The organism is Sphingobium sp. TomTYG75 (genome assembly GCF_054771635.1).
Genome location: NZ_BSRE01000001.1, coordinates 628,895 through 648,968 on the forward strand (window position 1 = coordinate 628,895; position 20,074 = coordinate 648,968).

The window sequence follows — 20,074 nt, forward strand, 5'->3', positions numbered from 1 at the left end:
ATCTGGCTATTCAGCGGCGAGTGGATAGGCGGCGCGTGGCGCTTCGCTGGCCAGCGCGTCGATCAGGGATCTGATGGCCGTCTGAACCCTTGGCAGGCCGGGGCCGGGATTGTCCAGGGCGGCATCGAGATAGAGACTGCGGTCAACCTCCACCTGCAAGGCGTAGAAGTCATGGGCCGGATGCCCATGGCGTTCGATCATATGGTCGCCCGCATAGGGATGATTCTGCGCCACCGTCAGCCCATGCCCCTCCAGCACATCGGCCGCCAGCGTCATGAGCCGCGCCGACGCAGCCCGGCCGAAGCGATCCCCCAGCACCACGCTGGGCGCAGGCTGTCCGGCAGCAGCAGCGGGAAGCGGCGGCATCGAATGAAGATCGATCAGCACGGCGTGGCCATGGACTTCCCGAGCCGCCCGCAGCATCCGCGTCAATGCCTCATGATAGGGCCGATGGATCGTGTCGATCCGCCGACGGACTTCGTCCCACCCGATGGGCCGCTGCCACAGTTCATAGGCGCCCGGCAGGCGCCGGGGTAGAAGGCCAAGGCCACCACGCAGCTTCGCGCTGCTTTGAAGGGGGACGTCGCGGGGCAGGCCCGTCACCATCGCGGGATCGATTTCCCGTTCATGGCGATTGAGGTCGATCATCGCGCGGGGCGCGCGCGCCACCAGCACATGATAGCCGCGTTCGATCAACGGATGGGCCAGCAGGTCCGCCCAGCGATCCTCCAGCCGTCGCAATATGTCCGGTGCGACTCTGGCGGTGCCCAGCAGAGCCGGGGCATATTCGCGCCCGGCATGGGGCACCGAAATAACCACCGGAGCGATCGGGCGGTCCGGTCCGTAAAGATCATGAGAGGCTGTGGATTGGGCCGGAGCGCGCGGTGCGGAATAGCTCAAATCATCTCCTTCCACAGGGCGCGGCAAAAATGGTTACCCGGCTGGATATATATACTGGTTGTCGCATATAATGGCATACAGCGCCACCCGCGAGGGGTGCCGCACGAGATCGGCCGACACCGGCCAGAGACGAGATTGATCCAAGCGATGGTTCGAATTTTGCTGGCCGAGGATGATGACAGCATGCGCGTCTACCTCGCCCGCGCGCTGGAGCGGTCGGGATATGAGGTGGTGGCGGTCGCCACCGGCGCGCAGGCCGTGCCGCATATCGACGACGATCATTTCGACCTGTTGCTGACCGACATCGTCATGCCCGAGATGGATGGCATCGAGCTGGCCCAGCATGCGGCCACGGTCGCGCCCGATATGCGGATCATGTTCATCACGGGCTTTGCCGCCGTGACGTTGAAGGCTGGAAAAGCGGTGCCGCAGGCGAAGGTGCTGTCCAAGCCCTTCCACCTGCGCGACCTGGTGCTGGAGATCGACCGGCTTTTCGGCAGCACCAGCATGAGCGAGCTGAACTGAAAGCCGCTTAGCCGGGGACGACTTCTTCCATGTCGGGGGTCGGGGGCAGCGGCTTGCCCGCCATGGCGGCGGCGAAACGCTCGCGGTCGAGCCCCCTCTCCCACGCCGATACGACCACCGTCGCGACCGCATTGCCGACGAAGTTGGTGAGGCTGCGGCATTCGCTCATGAAACGGTCGACGCCGAGGATCAGGGTCATGCCTGCGACCGGCACGGACGGGACGATCGAGAGCGTGGCGGCGAGCGTGATGAAGCCCGCGCCCGTGACGCCCGCCGCGCCCTTGCTGGACAGCATGGCGACCAGCAGCAGCAGGATCTGGTCGCCGATGCTCAAATGGACGTTGGTCGCTTGCGCTATGAACAGCGCCGCCAGCGTCATATAGATGTTCGTGCCGTCGAGGTTGAAGCTGTACCCCGTCGGCACCACCAGCCCGACGACGGACTTGCGGCACCCTGCCCGCTCCATTTTCTCGATGAGACTGGGCAGCGCAGCTTCCGATGAAGATGTGCCGAGGACGAGCAGCAGTTCCGCTTTCAGGTAGCGGATGAGATGCAGGATGTTGAAGCCGATCAGCTTGGCGACGAGGCCCAGCACGACCAGCACGAACAACAAGGATGTGAGGTAGAAGGTCGCGACCAATTCCACGAGGTTCGCCAGCGCCCCCACGCCATATTTGCCGATGGTGAAGGCCATGGCGCCGAGCGCGCCGACGGGGGCTGCCTTCATCAGGATCGACACCAGCTTGAAAATGGCGTGGCTGGCGGATTCCAGGACCTGCATGAGCGGGTCCGCCCTCTCACCAATCAGGGTCAGGGCGATGCCGAACAATATGGCCACGAACAGCACCTGAAGGATGTTGTGGCCATCCGCGACGGCCGAGATCAGCGTGGCGGGGATGATGTCCATGAGGAAGCCGATGAGTGACCGGTCATGCGCCTGCTGCTGATATTCCGCGACCTTGCCCGCGTCGAGCGTCGTCGGGTCGATGTTCAGCCCCGCGCCCGGATGCACGACATTGGCGACGATCAGCCCGACTATCAGCGCAAGGGTGGAAAAGATGAGGAAGTAAGCAAATGCCTTTGCCGCCACCCGCCCGATCGCGCCCAATTCCTTCATGCCCGCGATGCCGGTCACGATGGTGAGGAAGATGACCGGCGCGATGATCATCTTCACCAGCTTGATGAAGGCGTCGCCGAGCGGCTGGAGCGCAACGCCGGTCTGCGGGAAGAAATGGCCGATCAGGACCCCGATCGCGATGGCGGCGAGCACCTGCACGTAAAGCTGCCGGTAAAAGGGCAGTGGCATCGTCGCTCCGCCCGCTGCGTTGTGGATGTCGTTCATGCCGACGGCGCCCCCTGTTTTCCCCGCACAATATGGGCTGCGCTCCCTCTGTCCAGAGAATTAGCTTTTAAGCGAATTTCGCGCTTGCACACCCCACCACCCCCCGCTATTGGCCCAACTCCCGTGGGCGTGTAGCTCAGTGGTAGAGCACTGTGTTGACATCGCAGGGGTCGCAAGTTCAATCCTTGCCACGCCCACCATCGAAAACCCCGTCAAATCAACGATTTGGCGGGGTTTTTGTTTGCCTGATGGAGGTCGCCTCCCCCGCATTGCCCAAGAGATTTTTGGGCAAATTTTGGGCATATCGACGCCTCTTTGGGCAAATTCTGGGCATGAAAATGCCGGGCGAACCCAGCGAGATTCCGATTCGCTAGCGCCTCGCCGACATGGTCTCGCAAAGCCTCATGATGCCCCATCGTCGACCCACGGACAGGTCGTCACCCCATTCGCGCGTGAGCCGCATCTTGCGGCAGAAAAACGGTGCTGCGCCACGGCAGAGCAGGCAATCTCGTCAGCAAGCAAAAGACGACACGCCGCCTCCGCCCCCCATAGAGCCCGCGATCCCCCGAAACAGACACAAGCCCCTTCGGGTCTCGCGACACTCTGCACCAGCCCGGCATAGCCACCGCCGTGCATGCACCGGAATGCGCCAGACCTTCACGAAACATGGCGTGCCCCACGTTCAGGAATGCGGATAAAATCCGTGCGGGGAAGGCGCAAAATCACATGCGACTGGAAAAGATCACATGCTCTCAATCCGTACCCGTGGGAAGAAAGGCATATACTACATCCGAGGCTCGGTTTCGCTTGGCGACAAGCATATCGAGGTCCAGGAGTTCAGCCTAAGAACAACCGATCGCGATGCGGCCGCCCATCTGATGGCAGAACATGAAACGAAGCTGCGCCACCAGCTCATGTTCGGTCCCGCAGCGCTCGTCGCCCAGGGAACCATCGCCGATGCCTTCAACAGCTATCTGTCAAAAGCCAAGCCTCCTTGCGCGTCCGACATCCTGCGCATCGGCAAACTGAATGGCATCATCGGCGACTTCAGCCTGCGCGAGCCGAAGCAGGCGTGGGAGCATTTTCGCCGGGCTTACCTGACCGGCCATGACCCGGGCGGTCAGGACCGCTATCGCTCGGTTTTCCAGGCGGCGATAAACGTCCATCACGATCTGCATGACCTTCCACCGCTCCGGATCAAGGCGATCCCGTTCAACAATGAGCGGGTGCGCTTCCTCAGCAAGGAGGATCGCGATCGGCTGATCGCCGCCTATTCCCCTCACATCCAGCCAATCATCACCATGCTGGCTTTCCAGGGTCCGAGGATCCAGACGGCATTGCAGATCCCGTGGGGCGTCGATGGGGTCGATATGAAAGAGAGATCGATCCGGCTCAACCACAGCAAGAACGCGGTCATCAAGTCGGTGCCGATGCATTCCCGCGTGTTCGATGTGCTCTGGCCGATCTGGGAAAAACGAGGACAGCCGACAAATGGCCATGTCTTCCTCAACCGGTTTGGCAAACCTTATTCGGACACGCGCAAGGCGAAGATCCCCGGTGGCAACCCGATCAGGAACCAGCATGCGACCGCCTGCACGCGCGCGGGGATCGAGGATTTCACCGTCCATGACTGGCGCCACCATTGGGCGTCCCACTGCGTGATGGCCGGGATAGACCTTATCACCATCATGAACATGGGCGGCTGGAAGTCACTGCGGATGGTCCAGCGCTATTCCAGCGTCAGCGTGGATCATATGCGCGAGTCCATCAACAGGCTCAGCTGACCCCCTCATCCAGGAAGCACCATACTGGCGGACCAGGAAGCGCAATGCGTACGCACTCCTGATCCGCCGCCCCTTGATCATTAACGTCTATTTGCGTTATAACAAGCGTATGAACGGCGCTCTTAGAATTACCAAGATCGGAAACAGCGCGGGTGTCATTCTACCCCGGGATGTTCTGGCGCACCTCAATGTACAGGTGGGTGAGACGCTCTCGATGGTAACGACTCCCCAGGGCATCGAACTGAGGACTGCGGCACCAGAGTTCGAAGCTCAGATGGCCGCAGCCCGTGAAGTGATGCTTCGGCGCAAACGCGCGTTGCGCGAACTCGCCAAATAATCCCGTGCAACACTGGATTTGGGTCACGGTAGCGGTGGCCTTGGCAGCCCATGCTGAGCAGGTGACGGAGCATGGCGGAGATGACGGGATACGCGATCCCGGCCTGCTTAATAGTGCCATGGCCCGCCCAGTGAACCTGGCGAATTACGGCAAACCTGACGTCGCGGATTTAGCCGCAGCCTATGCTTTCGGCATCGCGCGAAACCATCCTTTTGTAGACGGTAATAAACGGACCGCAGCAGTGGTGAGCGAAACATTCCTCATGCTTAACGGATACGACTTGGCCGCGACGGATGCCGAATTAGTGGTGGCTTTTGTCGCCCTTGCTGGCGGCGAACTCTCAGAGGTAGAGATGGCTGACTGGTTCCGCCAGCATCTCCGTTAGTCTGGGTTCGGTGCAACTTGTCTTCGCCTCGCCTGCCACTAAGCGGAATTCCGCGTGTAAAAAGATTCCGTTGCCCGGGATAATCGCGCAGCATGGGCGGGTGGCGATCAAACGCATCAATTAAGGTTCGCGCGGCCGCTTGGTGGTGATTGCTCGTGCATCTCTGAACTGAAACATGCTTCGATCAGCGGCCACTTCGCGACAGATTGGTTCGTTTCGCCCGTGCGACGCGCTGTGGCGACCACATCAGTCGCAGAACACGCCCAACGTCGAAGAGGTCATCGCGACCGCCGAGTTCGCGCGGTCAGGAAGATCGTCCGGTGACCGGGCATCGCCCCTCGTGCCAACCGCGGATCGAGAGACCCGCCTTCAGGCACACCTCCTCAACCCTCGTTCATCCCCCGCCTGTTTGAGAATGAACGCCCTCTGCTGCTCGCTAAATCTCGACGTCTTCATACGCCAACTTCCTCGTCTGGCTTCTGCCAAACCGAACCGGGAATTTCTCATCAAAATTCGGACCAGTCTCCAGCGAGCAGGCAACCTCTTACCTGGGACGGGTATGGAAGGCGCCGTTTGCGCGATGGCTTGCGTCATTATGCCCTGATCCCTTGCCGAGCGAAGGCCGTAGCTATGCGCAACATGGCCGGACGTATCCCTCCAAGGGGATGCGGGTACAGACTGGCAATCGGTAGACAGAACAGGCCCCCCGATGGTGACATTCGCGCACCCGTTGCGAAAGATTTGGCACCGTCACCAGGATTAGGGATATGCCAGTGTAATGCCGAACCAGCTATCGCTGGTAACTAATTCGGAATGCGCCAGATGGATCACAAAATCACCGTGAATGGCCGCAGCATGTCGGTCGAGGCGGACGAAGAGACCCCCTTGCTGTGGAGCTTGCGGGAGCAACTTGCGTTGCGAGGCACCAAATTTGGATGCGGCCTGGGTCAGTGCGGCGCATGTACGGTGCTGGTCGATGGCAGTCCTAGCCGCTCATGCGTAACGCCGACAGCCTCCGTCGGGGACGCGAGCATAGTCACGATCGAGGGCGCGGCTGCGGATGCCGTGGGGCAGCGGGTACAGTCGGCATGGGAAAAGCTGGCCGTCGTGCAATGCGGATATTGTCAGAGCGGCCAGATCATGGCGGCCATCGCACTGCTGAAGTCTACGCCCCGGCCCACGGACGCCGACATCGATGCAGCAATGACCAATTTATGCCGCTGCGGCACCTATCCCCGCATCCGGGCGGCGATCCATCTTGCAGCGAAGACCGATGATCATGGATGATGCATCTCGGCCCGCTTTCGGACGCAGGCACTTTATCGGCGCCAGTCTGATGGCCGGGGCGGCCCTGGTAATCCCGATGCGATTACTGGCGAAGGTTCCCGCGACGCCGGGAGAAACCGGATTCGCGCCCAATGCGTGGGTCACGATCCTTGCCGACGGGTCGGTCGAGATCATGATGGCACATATTGAAATGGGCCAAGGTGCGCAGACCGGACTTGCGATGTTGGTGGCCGAGGAGTTGGACGTCGCCATGGACGCGGTGCGCCTTCGGCAGGCTCCGGCGGACGAAGAACGCTACGGGCCGCAGATAACGGGCGGTTCCCAGTCGATCCGGAGCGGCTGGCTTCCAATGCGGCATGCCGGAGCGACGGCGCGAGCGATGTTGGTCGCCGCAGCTGCCGCGCGATGGACCGTAAAGCCGGAAAGCTGCTCGACTGCCGATGGGGTCGTGCGCCACGACGCAAGTGGCCGCAGCGTCAGCTATGCTGCCTTGATCCCCGACGCGGCGAAGCTGCCCGTGCCCAGTGATGTACCGCTGAAGAAACCGGCCGATTTCAAGCTGATCGGACGCACCAGTCCTCGTGTGGAGGGTATCGCGAAAATTCGGGGCGAAGCCGTATTCGGCATCGACGCGGCCGTGCCAGGTGCACGCATCGCGACACTGATCCAGTCCCCGGTGTTTGGCGGCAAGCTTGTTCAACTGGACGATGCTGCAGCCAAGGCGTCACCGGGCGTCAGCCAGATCGTGCGGCTGGACGATGCTGTTGCGGTCATCGCCGATACCATGCCGCACGCGCGGCAGGCGGCAGTTTTGCTGAAACCGCAATGGGACAATGGCCCGTCCGCGACGATCAATAGCGCCTCGATCCGGGCGTCGTTGCTCGCGGCGCTTGAGGCGCCGGGAGCCGTCGCCAGCAGCGTCGGAACACCGGGTGCGGTGCCGGGCCGACGGATAGCGGCGACCTATGAGCAGCCGTTTCTTGCTCATGCCCCAATGGAGCCGATGAACTGTACCGTTCACGTCACGAACGAACGATGTGACATCTGGACCGGCACGCAGGTGGCGACCGTGGCGCGCAAGGCCGTCGCCGGGCAGCTTGGCCTGCCGGTCACCAGCGTCATGCTGAACGTGTATCTCATGGGTGGCGGATTTGGCCGCCGGCTTGAGATCGATGGCATCCTTCGAGCCGTGCAGATCGGCCGTCAGGTGGCTGGACCCGTCCAGGTCATCTGGTCACGGGAGGAGGATATGCAGCACGACATGTACCGGCCCGCCTACGCGGATCGTATCGAAGCGGTCCTCGATAAGCAGGGGCGACCGGTCGACTGGATGCATCGCATTGCCGGTTCCTCGATCATAGCGCGCCTGTATCCACAGTTGTTCAAGGGCGTGGACAGCGACGCAGTGGAGTGCGCTGCAAAGCCGCTTTACGATCTGCCCAACCTCAAGGTCGAGTTCCAACGTGTCGAATCCGGAATTCCCACATCCTGGTGGCGCGGCGTCGGCGCCACCCGCAGCCTGTTCGTCGTGGAAAGCTTCATCGACGAACTCGCATTTGCGGCCAAGGCAAAGCCGATCGCCTATCGTCGTGCCCTGCTCAGCGACAAACGGGCATTGGGTGTTCTGGACCGGCTCGAAACCATGATGACGGCGCCGGCCAACAAGACCTCCGCTGGCGCATGGGGGGTGTCCCTGTTCCATGCGTTCGGAAGCTATTGCGGACTGGCGGCGCACGTGTCGCAGGAGCAAGGTGGCATAAGGGTACGCAAGGTGCTGGCCGCGCTCGACTGCGGCAGGGTGATAAATCCCGATCTGGTCAAGGCACAGATCGAGGGCGGGTGCATCTTTGGCGCCGGGGCGGCGCTTTCTGGCGAGATCACTATTGCCGGTGGGGCTGTCGAGCAGAGCAATTTCGCTGATTTTCCGATGATGACGATGGCGACGGCGCCACAAGTTGATGTCGAGATTCTGGCTAGCGAAGCCGATCCCGGCGGCGTCGGCGAGGTCGGGACCGCCGGTATCGCGCCCGCAATCACCAACGCCATTTTCGCGTTGGGTGGCAAAAGGATCCGCCGTCTGCCGGTGTCGTCGGCAATGCCGGTCTGGTCTGCATGAGCGTTTAACGATGAGGTATATCAGGGTGATGCATAAGAAATTACTGGCGGCTATGGGCGTGACCATGATCATGTCGTCGGCGGGAGTGGCAGCTCAACCCGCGGCGGCGGGCGCAGCAACGTTCAAGCAGCGGTGCATGATGTGTCATACGGTCGCACCCGGCGCGAAGGGCGCAGGGGGACCTAATCTGGGCGGGGTCGGCAATAGACCGGCTGCCAGTACCGCTTTCGCCTATTCGCCTGCGTTGAAACAATCAAAGGTGAAGTGGACCGCCGAAAATCTCGACAAGTTCCTGACGGCGCCAAGCAAGATGGTGCCGGGCACGCGTATGTTCGCCGGAATTCCAGACCCGAAGAAGCGTGCGGAAGTCGTGGCCTATCTCCTCTCGCTCAAATGATGAGGGGTTCAGCGGGCACCGATGATCGCGGCGGAATATGCCGCGATCGCGCAACGTCTGCCGCTGCTCCACAGACCCGACTTCCTGGATTAACCAACTTCGCCTGACCCAAAAGCGCGTTGTCAAGCACGCCCCGCTACAGCATAACCGACAGCCCAAGTGGCTTCGCGATGTTTGTTGTTATGCGATGGGGGAAGCTGCAACAGCTTCCGGGGGCTGGATTATGAACCAAAAGATCGACACCGAGGCATCGTTGCGCCTGGTGCGTACGCAGAAGGCATCTATCCCACCCTTTGCGGCGCTCAGGGCGTTCGAGGCGGTCGGGGTCTGCGGAGGGATCAGGCGCGCAGCCGTTGCCTTGTCGGTCGATCATGCCGCCGTCAGCCGTCATTTGCAGGCGCTGGAACATTGGACCGGCATGACGCTGATAGAAAGGGTGGGCGGCGCTTACGGCACCTTGACGCCGCAGGGGCGGATTTATCATCAACGGATCAGCGCGGCGTTGGCGGAAGTGGCGCGTGCCACCCAGGATCTGATGCGCCGGGACGAAGATTCCCGCCTGCGCTTGTGGGTGGCGCCGGGACTGGCATCGGAATGGTTGACGGGCAAGATCGGTGAATTCATCAAACGGCATGCCAAGATAGAGCTGGAACTCCAACCTTCGGATCGTGCGCCGGACTTCGGTTCAAATGAAGCTGACGCATATCTGCATTATGTCGCGGACGGGGCTGCCGATCAGGTCTTGCCGTCCCTTCGTTCGGTCGAAATCGCCAGACCGCCGATCCTGGCGGTTGCCAGCCCGCAATTTGTCGAGCTGACGGGCGTATTCCGTACCCCGGCGGAGCTCGTCGGCCAGACGCTGCTTCATGAGACAAGCCACGATCAATGGCGGAAATGGTTCGCGCTGCATGGTCTGGTCGATATCGGGCCGCTGGCCGGACCCAAATTCTTCCAGGGCCACCTGACCTTGTCGGCCGCGCGGCAGGGGCAGGGTATTGCTTTGGCCAACGCATTGCTCGTCAGCAACGATATAGCCAGCGGCCGCCTCGTGTCAGTCGGGCAATTTCCCGAGGTGTTCCTCGGAAGCTATAATTTTACGGCGCGCCGGGATTGCTGGCGGGCAACTTCAATCGCCAGCTTCAGGCGCTGGCTGGAAAACGCCATTGCGGCAACGCGGTGCGGTGATTCCTAAACACCGGAGATCGGGATTTTATCATCTGGCGGCTTGCAACGTACTCCTTACTCTTGGAGCCACAATGAGGGGCATGGTTGTGACTAACGCCGAGACGATTCTTGAACGAAAATTTGTGTGAAGTTCCGATGGATCGGCGAACGCTGTTGACCTCGGTCCTTGGCATGACCGTCTTGAGTGCGTGTGGCGGGCGCATTCGGGATCCGAATGAAGTGATCATCGGCTCCTCGCCGACAGGCGTTCCGTTCAGCTTCGTCGATCCGGCCACGAACGCGCTGACAGGATCGATCGTCGAAATCGCGCAGGCCGTCGCCGATAGCCTGTCGCTTCAAGCGGAAATGCGGATCACGCCCTTTTCGGCATTGCTGCCCTCCCTCCTGGCCCACAAGATCGACGTCATCGCCGCAGCCATGCTGCGCACGCCTGAGCGTGAGAAGATCGTGGCGTTCAGCGAGCCGGTTTACGCCTATTCCGCCGCACTGGTCGTGCCTGCGGCCGACCGCCACATATACCGCGACCTGCACGCCGTCCGGGATCTGCGTGTCGGCGCGCAGGTCGGGACGCGTTTCGTTGATCAATTGCGCGATGCCGGTGTGAAGAATGTCTCGACCTATGACGGCCTGTTCGACATCCTCCGTGATCTCGACAATGGCCGTATAGACGCCGGTTACGGCGATGAACCCATATTGCGCTATCAACTTCGGGTAGGCCCAAGGCGCGCGGTCAGGCTGGTGCCCGGCTTTCAGGCGCCTGCGCGCGAAGAACTCTGCCTGATATTGCGCAAGGACGACCCCCTGCTTCATCGCGTGAATTCAGCGATCGAGCATATGAAGAATGGGCGGTTTCTCGATATTGCACGACGTTGGAAGCTGGAGGGTTGATTTGAGCGAGTTTCTTGCGGACGCCGTGCAGTTCATGCCGCTGTTGCTGCGTGGACTTGGGACGACAATCTTGCTGACGCTGTGCGCGTTGGGATTGAGCCTGGTGCTGGGGATGATCTGGGCGTTGATGGCGCTGTCATCGTCCAGACTGTTACGCCTGATCAGCGTTACGATCGTCCAGACCGTACGCGGTATTCCGATTATCGTTCAGCTGTTCTGCGTCTATTTCGTGCTTCCCGAATTCGGCATCGACCTGCCGCCTTTCATGGCGGGCGTGGTCGGGCTGGGCGTCGCCTATTCGGTGTATCAGGCCGAGAATTTTCGCGGAGGGTTCGGATCGGTCGATCGTCAGCTGGTCGAGGCCGGATTGTCCCTGGGCATGAGCAACGGCCTTGCTTTTCGCCGCATCGTGTTTCCACTGGGACTGCGAACGGCCCTCCCCTCTTTGGGCAACACTACAGTGATGTTATTGAAGGATTCGTCGATCGCATCGACCATAACGATCGCGGAATTGACCCGGGCGGGCCAGCTTCTGGCCATATCCACATTCAAGAATGAAACGGTCTATCTGTTGGTCGCTCTGCTGTATCTGGCTGCAAGCCTGCCCCTTGCGGCGCTGGTCCGCCTGTTCGAACGCCGGATGGCTCGCGCATGATCCGCCTCTCTCATGTGACCAAGCATTTTGGTGCGAACCACGTTCTCCGGGACGTCAGTTTCACGATCCCACAGGGGCAAGTGGCCTGTCTCATCGGCCCTTCGGGTTCGGGAAAATCGACCGTATTGCGCTGCATCAACGGCCTGGAGCGTCATGACGGCGGCGAAATCGACGTTCTGGGACTTCCGGTCACGGTAGCAAACCATTCCGGCATTCGCCGCCAGGTGGGAATGGTGTTTCAGCGCTTCAATCTGTTGCCGCATCGAACCGTTCTGGAAAACATCGTTGAGGGGCCGGTTCAGGTGCTCAAGGAGGAACTCGGGCAAGCAAGAGACCATGCGATGGCCCTGCTCGAACAGGTCGGCCTGGCCGACCGGCATGGGGCTATGCCGAGCCAGCTTTCCGGAGGACAGCAGCAGCGCGTCGGCATCGCACGGGCATTGGCGATGCGCCCGAAGGCCATATTGTTCGACGAGCCGACCTCCGCCCTCGACCCGGAACGGGTGGGCGAAGTCCTTCAGGTCATGAAGTCGCTGGCGGAAAGCGGCATGACGATGATCGTCGTGACGCATGAAATTGCTTTTGCCCGGGAAGTTGCAGATCGCGCGATTTTCATGGCGGATGGCGTCGTGGTGGAGGATGGCCCGGCACGACAGGTTCTGGAAAATCCGCAAGCGGCGCGGACCCGCCAATTTCTGGATCGGGTCATCAACCCTTTTTAACTATCGACCAGAGCCCGATCCAAAGCTGCAAGCCGACACGTTATCATGTTTCGGCGGTGCCGATGCCGTGGCTGCGTCTTCAGGTCGGATAATCTCCGCAATCTCCTTTGGCAAAGCGGCAAACGGCGCGCGCCCTTTTCGAGTCCATAGATTTCGGGTTCAGCATCCACGCATGGTGATTGGTACTCACCGGCATCGCACTAATACACAACTGTCAGGCGACGGGTGGAGGAGGCATCGTTGAACGACATCAAAATACGGATATCGCCTAATGCCAGCTGTCTTGTTCGATCCGAAGACCCTTCTCGATACGGCAGGACCGCCGAAAGTCATTACTCCCCGGCTGTCCGATACCGACCTACGGGCTCGTTCGGCGTCGATCACTTCCGGTTCCAATCCCTCGAACCGTTTTGGCATATGGGAGTGCAGCCCAGGCCGTTGGCGCCGGGAAGTGCGGCAGGCTGAATTCTGTCATTTCCTCAGCGGGCGCGCCACGTTCACACCAGACGACGGACCTCCACTGGAAATCGCCGCAGGAGACGTGGTCCATTTTTCCGCATCGACGCACGGTGTCTGGGAAACGCATGATGTCTGCGTCAAGCTATTCATGGTCTATGACGAGGGCATCGGACAGTGACCAAGTCGAGCGCCGTTTCCAATGGCCCGGTAATCCAAACGATTGAGGGCGACTACTGGCTGTCGACATCGGGCGATGATCTTAAGGCGCGTCCCCCATTAGAGGGCGATGCTCTTGTCGATGTCGCTATTGTCGGTGGTGGATTTTCGGGTCTATGGACCGCCTTCTTCCTGCTTTCCGAAAACCCGGACCTTCGAATTGCAATCGTTGAAAAGCATTTCTGCGGCTATGGGGCATCGGGCCGCAACGGCGGCTGGTGCTCTCCGCGCTTTCCAGTGGATGCTGGCCCCCTTATCCGGCGCTATGGCATGGACCTGGCACGGCAGACGATCCTTGCTCAACAACGCTGCGTCCAGGATTTCCCGGAACTCCTCGCCAAGGCTGATATCGATGCCGATTTTCGCCGAACCGGGTTGCTGAGCCTGGCGCGAAGCCCAGCGCAGATGGCGTCGCTTGTCTCCACCTTCGAAACTTTCTCTAAGCTCGGACTTTCGGCCGACAGCCAGCTGCTGGGCGCCGATGAAACCTATGAAAAGGTTCATGTCACGAAATTGTCGGGCGCGTTGCGATCGATTCACGGGGCAAGCATCCATCCCGGCAAGCTGGTGCGCGGGCTGGCGCGGGCGGTCGAACGAATGGGGGCGACAATCTTCGAACAGACGCACGCCTTGACGATCCGGGGTGGAGATGACGCGGCGATCGTCACGGAACATGGCACCGTTCGCGCTCGGCGTGCGGTCGTAACGGCGGGGGAGGCCTATATGACGGATATGCCCCAATATCACCGTGACGTGCTGCCGATGTCGTCGATGATCGTGCTGACGGCACCGCTGACGACGGCGCAGTGGGACGCCATCGGCTGGGCCGAAGGCGAGTGTTTGAGTTCGCAGGTCCACACGAAGAATTACCTGACACGGACGCGCGATGGCCGGATACTCTATGGCAGCCGAGGTGCGCCCTATCGCTTCGCATCGGACATGGCGGAACGCGCGTTGCAGGACGAGGAAACCTTTGCATGGATGCGGTCCATCGTGAAGGAATGGTGGCCCGCCCTGCACGACATCTCGTTCACCCATTCATGGGGAGGCTATCTTGGCATTCCGCGCGACTGGATGCCATCGGTCAATTTCGATCCCGCCAGCCGGATCGGGCGGCTGTACGGCTATACGGGTCGGGGCGTCGCAACGAGTGCGATGTGCGCGCGCCTGCTGGCGGGACGGATCGGGGGATGGACCACGGGCCTGGAAGGCCTGCCGTTCCATCGACCGGAAGCGCCGCGCTGGGAACGGGAGCCGCTGCGGTGGGCAGGCGTTCGATATACGCAGAACGCGCTGGAGCGGGTCGATGAAGCGGACGATCAGGGTCGTGCACCGCCGATCGATGCACGGCTCGCCGAATATCTGACCTCGCAATGATCGCGGGAAGGGGCGTGCTCATGCCGGGGCGATGATCCTGCAGGCCATCTTTATGCTCAGAAATTCATCGATCCCCTAACGCGAAGCTTCGCGACCCAGGCCGGATTCCTTTACGCCACCGAATGGCGCCATCTCTGCCGAGATAAGGCGGGTTTTCAACTCGATCGCGCCATATTCCAACGCCGGGGTGACCCGGTTCTCCGGTCGCCGTCACGAGTAAAGACCAGCTATCGCTTATCTGACGACACAGCGTGTACCCCAACTCGGTAGAGGACGCCCCGCCCTCTACCGCCCAATGTCACTGATCAGATGCGTGTGCCCCATGGCCATTCATGAAGCGCCTGCATCACGTCCGTCACGATCTCGTTCACGGCGCGATTGGCCTGATCGAACGCCGCTTGCGTTAGGCATATGGCCCCCGCATCGGAATTGGCTATGGCAATTCGGCCGACACGTTTCCGGCCGACGACCCACGGCCGATCTTCGGGCGCCCAGTCCGGGTCATATAGTGAATTGGCGCAGGCCGCGTAGCCGTGAGGATGACGGTTGACGGTGATCGACACGATATCCCGATCGACGTCGAAACCGACCGGCCCGAACGCGGTACGGAACAGATCGCGCGTCGCCGCCTCGATCGTTTCGATATCCGTCGCCAACAGTTCCGCGCGCCCGGCGCGGAACTGGTCCTTTGCATTCAAACCCGGGCTGGTGGGAACCTTTGAAAGGTGAATCGGCATGGGGTCCGAAGGCGTCTCGGCGGGTCGATACCCCCCGACCTTGGAGGGCCAATCCACACCGATCGTGTCCCACCAGAAGGTGTTGCCGGGACAGCTGACGGCACCGATGCCCAGCTTTGCCAGCATTTCCCAATTGCGGACGACGACCGTCCCGTACACCAACGGCATCCGCACCGCATTGTGCAGCGCCGCTTTCTGAGGCTCTGGTATTTCCGGAGCGATATAGGGGATGATCGCGTTGTAGCAGGCCATGACGACGGCATCTGCACGGACCATTTGCGCCTTGCCGTTACGGATGTAACTAATCTCCACGCCCGTCGATTTTTGAGGGGTTCCACTGTGCACCACGCGCCCGACGGTGCTGCTCAATCTTATCCGAACGTCATGTTCCGGCCGATCCAGCTGGCTGTAATCGGTGCGGGTGAGCACGGAATCCTCCTGCGTGCTGCCAGGCAGCGCCGAGGGGATCAGCCACCTTATCAGCAATTTTGCCAGCCCGTGATTTCCATCCGGGAAATGAATGTCGTCGCCCTCGCCATCCGGTAGCCAGCTTTGGGGGCGAGGCATCTCGATCCCGAGCTTGGCGAAGCCGGGCAAGCCACGCTCGAATGCGTGCATGGCACTGATCGTATCGATACCGGCCGCACCGTTGACGCCGCTGTGGATATCCTTGATCATCATCGTGATGACTTCCGGGTTCACCTTGACATAGCGGGTGAGATAGTCCGCATAGCTGGTCTTTTGCAGCAAAGCGGCCTTTTCGGTCGCTGACATGCCCGCCAGATAATCCACCGGCCGCGTGTTCAAACGAAGCAAATCGTCCTTTGTGCGCTGGGACAATGGAGCCTTGGCCAAAAATGCGGACCATGCCTTAGGGTTCGATCGGTCTGCTCCTTCAGGAATATCGACCACCAGCTTGTCGACGCCGAATGTGGCCTTGTCGAACAACACGGCCCGTTTAAGGTTGAATGCCGTATCGAGACCGCGCCAGACGCTGCGAGGTCCCGCCGCCGCCCGAAAGCGTTTAATATCGACGCCTACATCTGCCAGCAGCTGGCGTCCCTCGGCCGTATATGCACGCGGGCTGAGGATGTACATCGTCCCCCCATAACCAATCACGGTACGCCCATCGACATCCGTCTCGTTACGGCGGGCATGGCCGCCAAAGTCATCGTGATTGTCGAGGATCAGGATTTTCGCCTTGGGGAACTTCTTTTTCATGAAGTAGGCCGAAGCCAGCCCGCTCATCCCGGCGCCGACGACGACAAGGTCATAACGCTCGCCAATGTCGGGCGCGTCCTTGAGTGCAGAGCCATCGCGAATAGCATGGGCAGCTTCGAATGAACCCGGATGGCTGCCGCGCATTCCGGTCAGCGTTGGCGGATAATAAGTGCCCGGCGGCAAGGGGGGCGACGATGCGGGCGGCTCCGTCGCCGCCTGCGCGATCGTGCTGATCCCGGTGCCGCCCAGGACGGATGCTCCCCCAACAAGAAATCCGGCACCCCCGACCAACTGGCGGCGGGACACTCCCCGCGCACGGCCCTCTTCATGTTGATCGTCGTTCATGATCACATCCTCAGCTCTGTAAAAATTGACATCTTGTTGACGGCGTCCGTCACGGCTTGGCGGGCCGGACGGGGCGTGGTTCATGATCGCTCCAGGCCCTGATCTTGCCGTCAACCACCACGAAAACCCCTGTCACATGGAACGGGACCTGCTCTCCGGTTGTCAGCAAGGACGTGTCTTCGCGATCATTTACCACGACATTGCCGCTCTCATAGGCGCTATGGACGCTGATCCGGTAGCGCTGACCGTGAGCGAACAGCCCGCGCAGCTTCTGGGTGACGGCGGATTTGCCGCGCCCGGGATCGTCAAATTCACCGAAACTAACGACCGCGTCATCTGCGAACAGATCGGTCAGGCTATCGACGTTGGGCGTTGGCGATGCGATACCCGCCAGCAATGCCCCCACTACCGTGCGGGCGGACGCAACCGGCGGTTCGGCCTTAGCAGGCAGAGTTCCCGCGAGGGCGATCAAACCCGCCAAGCCTGCCAAGCTCGGCGATGAGAATGCCAACATGAGCCCGCCCCGAATTTGCTTCGCCTTCATTCTGCGCCGTACAAGTCGACAGATATGTACCCGGAAGGTCATTGTTTGAATATCGCTTGCAAAATGAAGGCGCGCGGCCGCCAGGACGTGCCAGAAAATACGGGCCAGCCCTGACTGGGACGGGTGCGAGTGAGAAGTTCGCTGGAATTGAGCAGATTGTCGACATAGAAGGAAAGACTGAAGCGGCCGACGGTCGTGCCGATACGGGCCGTCACATAGTCCCGCGCGGGAGGCTTCGTCAAAGCGGGGTCATAAGATGTCGTCGCGGGATCCAACTGAGCGGTCAGACCAGCGAAAGTATCGATATGCTGGTAATCGACGCGCGCGAAGCTCTTGTTGCCCAACGCCTCGAAATTATACTGTCCACCGACGGCCAATGTCCACTCAGGAGCGCCCAGAGATTGCCCGCGGCTGACGATCAGCGCTGGCCCGCTCGGCGGCGCGATCGCCTTCGTCAGGCGTGCATCGGTGTAAGCCGCCGCCAAATTGACGTCGAAATCATTGCCGATCGTTGTTTGGAGTTGCAGGTCAAAACCCTTGCTGCGCGCTTCGCCCAGATTGTCGATGTAGCGAAAACCGCAGACCGGCAGCGATATAGCCTGCTGAATGCCTGTCCATTTCACATAGTAAACACTGGTGGAAACGCTGACATCGCCTAATTTGTTCTTTGACCCAACTTCATAATTCCATGTTACGTCCCCATCATAGGATGAGGGCGCCTGATTCAATCCCAATTGGGCCAGATCGGATGCGCATGGCGTCACCGGAATCGGCGCGTTGGCACCGCCAATGCGAAAGCCCTTGGAGGCGGTGGCATATACCATGTTATCGGGATTGATCTGGAAAGCGAGACTGGCGCGGGGAGTGAAGGGCTTTTCGGACTGCTCGCCGGTCGATCCGGTCGGACCACCGTTAAGGGGGCCGCCCTGGTCATTCTGGAACTTGATCTTCACCTTCGCATAGCGCGCGCCGAGCGTGAGTTTCAACCTGTCCACAAATTCCCAGGTCGCCTCGCCAAATATGGCGAGTTGGGTATCCTTGACGCTATTGGTCCCGAAATAGTTCAGGTCTCCTACAAGGGATGAACCGTAATAATCCTCGTAGCTGATGCCATATAACGCCTGGATAAGGCGTTCACCCATGGGATCGACAATCTCTTCATAATTTTTATATCGGTTGTTGCTGTAAAAGCCCCCGATTACCCAGTTCAAACGTGAATCAGTGGCTGACTGAACGCGAACTTCCTGAACGAAATTATTCTGACTGTTGTTGATGTGGGCTTCGGAAAAATAATCGCCAATCGGAAGCCTGATCCCCATCGGCGTACCCAGCGAGCCAAAGTCATTGAGCGTAGGAAGGCCCACCGAGTCATAGAAGCGCGCCAGATAGTCGGTTCCGCTATAGCCGGTGCGCTGTCGGCGTCTGAACCAGGAAGTATTGGAAAGAACGGTGACGGCGCCGAGGTTCAGCTCTGCCTTGATGGTCGGCAGATACCAGCTGTCACGGTTCGGCACGACGGTTGCGTCGGTGGTTCGAAAATCGCCCCCGCTGATATCGGATGCCGCGATATTGAAATAATTCTCTCGCTCCTTCGTATATTGATATTGAAGCGAAGGCGTGATTTCCAGATCGCCGAGAGCAAAACGAACAGCGCCGCGCAAGGACACTGTCTTGCGGGAATTGGCGTCTTTCTCGTCGACTTGGTATGTCCGCCAATCGAGCTGGTCGATCCAGCCGCCATCGCGCCGCGCGAAGGCACTGACGCGCACGGCAACCTTGTCCTCCACGACCGGTATATTGAGCGCCACGCCTGTCTCTGCGTCGAAATCACCTTTCGTAATGGCGCCGATTTCGCTGCGGGCGTAAATCTTCGTCGAAGACAGGGAGGGTTGAGGCGTGATGTATCGTACGACGCCGCCCTGTGCGCCAGCGCCGAACAAGGTTCCTTGCGGACCACGCAGCACTTCGATGCGATCCAGATCAAAGACCGTTGGCAAGGCATTTTGCGAGAGGATACCAATATTCAGAAGCTGAAACGGCGTGTCGTCAATGTAGACGCCTGTCGTTGGAGCACCCGCGGACGAACTGATCCCCCGCACTGCCACGGTGCGCGTATCGACATCTATGGTGACGCCAGGTAGTTGGCGCTGGAGATCGTTGAAAGTCTTGATGCCCTGCTGATCAAGCTTGGCCTGACCATAAGCGCTGATGCTGATAGGAACTTTGGAGGCGCGCATTTCCTGCCGCGTCGCTGTGACGACAATATCATTGCCGCTGTCGTTTATACGAGCATCAGACGGCGACGTTGACTGTCCGGCAGGTTGACTATCACCTTGGAGTGGAGCGCCATGAACTGCTGTAGAAGCAAGGCCCAAACTCACCATTGTTGCACTTGTGAACAAGCGCAAACGATGTCTTCCAAGTATCATCGGAATCCCCTTCACACGCCGAATTTTCCCTGAGGGGTTATCCCTCTTCAGGGCGCTTATTCCTCTTAAACGATACGATCTATCGCCCGCGTGCAACAGATTTTTGCACAGCCCTCCCCGAACGGCGTGCGCAGGCAGGCAGCAAAGTGAGATGCCCTCGCTGACATTATTTGTTCTTTTAATTCAATATGTTTTCACCAGAATGGCCGCGATATGCCGGGTG

The 20,074-nt window shown here is 60.2% G+C and carries 18 protein-coding genes, 1 tRNA gene and 1 pseudogene; 14 read left to right on the forward strand and 6 right to left on the reverse strand.

Annotated features, from left to right (window positions below; translation table 11 throughout):
* Positions 1 to 6: 6 nt before the first annotated feature.
* Positions 7 to 900: an N-formylglutamate amidohydrolase gene (locus tag ACYU81_RS03040; RefSeq protein ID WP_460986285.1), complete on the reverse strand. Its 894-nt coding sequence runs from the start codon at positions 898 to 900 to the stop codon at positions 7 to 9.
* Between the two features lie 147 nt (positions 901 to 1,047).
* Between ACYU81_RS03040 and cpdR the strand changes: the two genes are divergently transcribed.
* A complete protein-coding gene (gene cpdR, locus ACYU81_RS03045) occupies positions 1,048 to 1,425 on the forward strand; it encodes a cell cycle two-component system response regulator CpdR (protein ID WP_449473629.1) in 378 nt (125 codons plus the stop codon).
* 7 nt (positions 1,426 to 1,432) lie between these two features.
* Here the strand turns inward: cpdR and ACYU81_RS03050 are convergent, their stop codons facing one another.
* Positions 1,433 to 2,767, reverse strand: coding sequence for a dicarboxylate/amino acid:cation symporter (locus ACYU81_RS03050; RefSeq protein WP_460986286.1), 1,335 nt, complete (start codon positions 2,765 to 2,767; stop codon positions 1,433 to 1,435).
* Positions 2,768 to 2,892: 125 nt separating this feature from the next.
* Between ACYU81_RS03050 and ACYU81_RS03055 the strand changes: the two genes are divergently transcribed.
* From ACYU81_RS03055 to ACYU81_RS03115, 13 genes are all read left to right on the forward strand, one after another.
* A tRNA-Val gene (locus ACYU81_RS03055) sits at positions 2,893 to 2,967 on the forward strand.
* Between the two features lie 546 nt (positions 2,968 to 3,513).
* Positions 3,514 to 4,551 carry a tyrosine-type recombinase/integrase gene (locus ACYU81_RS03060; protein WP_460986287.1) on the forward strand — a complete coding sequence of 346 codons (1,038 nt, stop codon included), beginning with the start codon at positions 3,514 to 3,516 and terminating at the stop codon, positions 4,549 to 4,551.
* A gap of 109 nt (positions 4,552 to 4,660) precedes the next feature.
* On the forward strand, positions 4,661 to 4,888 hold the full coding sequence (locus ACYU81_RS03065) for an AbrB/MazE/SpoVT family DNA-binding domain-containing protein (RefSeq protein ID WP_460986288.1): 228 nt from the start codon (positions 4,661 to 4,663) through the stop codon (positions 4,886 to 4,888).
* A 4-nt stretch (positions 4,889 to 4,892) separates the two neighbouring features.
* Entirely contained in the window at positions 4,893 to 5,273 is a 381-nt protein-coding gene (locus ACYU81_RS03070) for a type II toxin-antitoxin system death-on-curing family toxin (RefSeq protein WP_460986289.1), read from the forward strand.
* Positions 5,274 to 6,095: 822 nt separating this feature from the next.
* Positions 6,096 to 6,560, forward strand: coding sequence for a (2Fe-2S)-binding protein (locus tag ACYU81_RS03075; protein ID WP_460988101.1), 465 nt, complete (start codon positions 6,096 to 6,098; stop codon positions 6,558 to 6,560).
* A gap of 49 nt (positions 6,561 to 6,609) precedes the next feature.
* Positions 6,610 to 8,676, forward strand: coding sequence for a xanthine dehydrogenase family protein molybdopterin-binding subunit (locus tag ACYU81_RS03080; RefSeq protein WP_460986290.1), 2,067 nt, complete (start codon positions 6,610 to 6,612; stop codon positions 8,674 to 8,676).
* A gap of 28 nt (positions 8,677 to 8,704) precedes the next feature.
* Entirely contained in the window at positions 8,705 to 9,073 is a 369-nt protein-coding gene (locus tag ACYU81_RS03085; RefSeq protein WP_460986291.1) for a c-type cytochrome, read from the forward strand.
* Between the two features lie 223 nt (positions 9,074 to 9,296).
* Positions 9,297 to 10,265, forward strand: coding sequence for a LysR substrate-binding domain-containing protein (locus ACYU81_RS03090; protein ID WP_460986292.1), 969 nt, complete (start codon positions 9,297 to 9,299; stop codon positions 10,263 to 10,265).
* Positions 10,266 to 10,429: 164 nt separating this feature from the next.
* Positions 10,430 to 11,146 (forward strand): substrate-binding periplasmic protein, encoded by a 717-nt coding sequence (locus tag ACYU81_RS03095; protein ID WP_460986293.1) that lies wholly within the window; start codon positions 10,430 to 10,432, stop codon positions 11,144 to 11,146.
* Position 11,147: 1 nt separating this feature from the next.
* Positions 11,148 to 11,801, forward strand: a complete 654-nt coding sequence (locus ACYU81_RS03100) for an amino acid ABC transporter permease (RefSeq protein ID WP_460986294.1) — start codon at positions 11,148 to 11,150, stop codon at positions 11,799 to 11,801.
* Positions 11,798 to 12,523, forward strand: a complete 726-nt coding sequence (locus ACYU81_RS03105) for an amino acid ABC transporter ATP-binding protein (protein ID WP_460986295.1) — start codon at positions 11,798 to 11,800, stop codon at positions 12,521 to 12,523. Before ACYU81_RS03100 ends, ACYU81_RS03105 begins: the two co-directional genes overlap by 4 nt.
* 271 nt (positions 12,524 to 12,794) lie before the next feature.
* Positions 12,795 to 13,160, forward strand: coding sequence for a cupin domain-containing protein (locus tag ACYU81_RS03110; protein ID WP_460986296.1), 366 nt, complete (start codon positions 12,795 to 12,797; stop codon positions 13,158 to 13,160).
* Positions 13,157 to 14,575 carry an NAD(P)/FAD-dependent oxidoreductase gene (locus tag ACYU81_RS03115; RefSeq protein ID WP_460986297.1) on the forward strand — a complete coding sequence of 473 codons (1,419 nt, stop codon included), beginning with the start codon at positions 13,157 to 13,159 and terminating at the stop codon, positions 14,573 to 14,575. The genes ACYU81_RS03110 and ACYU81_RS03115 overlap by 4 nt, the downstream gene beginning before the upstream one ends.
* Before the next feature lie 75 nt (positions 14,576 to 14,650).
* Here ACYU81_RS03115 and ACYU81_RS03120 read toward each other — a convergent pair.
* From ACYU81_RS03120 to ACYU81_RS03135, 4 genes and pseudogenes are all read right to left on the reverse strand, one after another.
* Positions 14,651 to 14,761, reverse strand: a pseudogene (locus tag ACYU81_RS03120) (hypothetical protein); the annotation flags it as partial.
* 119 nt (positions 14,762 to 14,880) lie between these two features.
* The gene (locus ACYU81_RS03125) at positions 14,881 to 16,878 is read right to left on the reverse strand and encodes an NAD(P)/FAD-dependent oxidoreductase (RefSeq protein ID WP_460986298.1); all 1,998 of its coding nucleotides are present in this window, start codon (positions 16,876 to 16,878) and stop codon (positions 14,881 to 14,883) included.
* A gap of 49 nt (positions 16,879 to 16,927) precedes the next feature.
* Entirely contained in the window at positions 16,928 to 17,392 is a 465-nt protein-coding gene (locus ACYU81_RS03130; RefSeq protein ID WP_460986299.1) for a nuclear transport factor 2 family protein, read from the reverse strand.
* 68 nt (positions 17,393 to 17,460) lie between these two features.
* Positions 17,461 to 19,947: a TonB-dependent receptor gene (locus ACYU81_RS03135; RefSeq protein ID WP_460986300.1), complete on the reverse strand. Its 2,487-nt coding sequence runs from the start codon at positions 19,945 to 19,947 to the stop codon at positions 17,461 to 17,463.
* Between the last annotated feature and the right edge of the window lie 127 nt (positions 19,948 to 20,074).

Bases quoted from the DNA above. Each gene is read 5' to 3' on its own strand.
- cpdR (WP_449473629.1), top strand. From the start codon at position 1,048: ATGGTTCGAATTTTGCTGGCCGAGGATGATGACAGCATGCGCGTCTAC.
- ACYU81_RS03050 (WP_460986286.1), bottom strand. From the start codon at position 2,767: ATGAACGACATCCACAACGCAGCGGGCGGAGCGACGATGCCACTGCCC.
- ACYU81_RS03060 (WP_460986287.1), top strand. From the start codon at position 3,514: ATGCTCTCAATCCGTACCCGTGGGAAGAAAGGCATATACTACATCCGA.
- ACYU81_RS03065 (WP_460986288.1), top strand. From the start codon at position 4,661: ATGAACGGCGCTCTTAGAATTACCAAGATCGGAAACAGCGCGGGTGTC.
- ACYU81_RS03075 (WP_460988101.1), top strand. From the start codon at position 6,096: ATGGATCACAAAATCACCGTGAATGGCCGCAGCATGTCGGTCGAGGCG.
- ACYU81_RS03080 (WP_460986290.1), top strand. From the start codon at position 6,610: ATGGCCGGGGCGGCCCTGGTAATCCCGATGCGATTACTGGCGAAGGTT.
- ACYU81_RS03085 (WP_460986291.1), top strand. From the start codon at position 8,705: ATGCATAAGAAATTACTGGCGGCTATGGGCGTGACCATGATCATGTCG.
- ACYU81_RS03090 (WP_460986292.1), top strand. From the start codon at position 9,297: ATGAACCAAAAGATCGACACCGAGGCATCGTTGCGCCTGGTGCGTACG.
- ACYU81_RS03095 (WP_460986293.1), top strand. From the start codon at position 10,430: ATGACCGTCTTGAGTGCGTGTGGCGGGCGCATTCGGGATCCGAATGAA.
- ACYU81_RS03105 (WP_460986295.1), top strand. From the start codon at position 11,798: ATGATCCGCCTCTCTCATGTGACCAAGCATTTTGGTGCGAACCACGTT.
- ACYU81_RS03110 (WP_460986296.1), top strand. From the start codon at position 12,795: ATGCCAGCTGTCTTGTTCGATCCGAAGACCCTTCTCGATACGGCAGGA.
- ACYU81_RS03125 (WP_460986298.1), bottom strand. From the start codon at position 16,878: ATGAACGACGATCAACATGAAGAGGGCCGTGCGCGGGGAGTGTCCCGC.
- ACYU81_RS03130 (WP_460986299.1), bottom strand. From the start codon at position 17,392: ATGTTGGCATTCTCATCGCCGAGCTTGGCAGGCTTGGCGGGTTTGATC.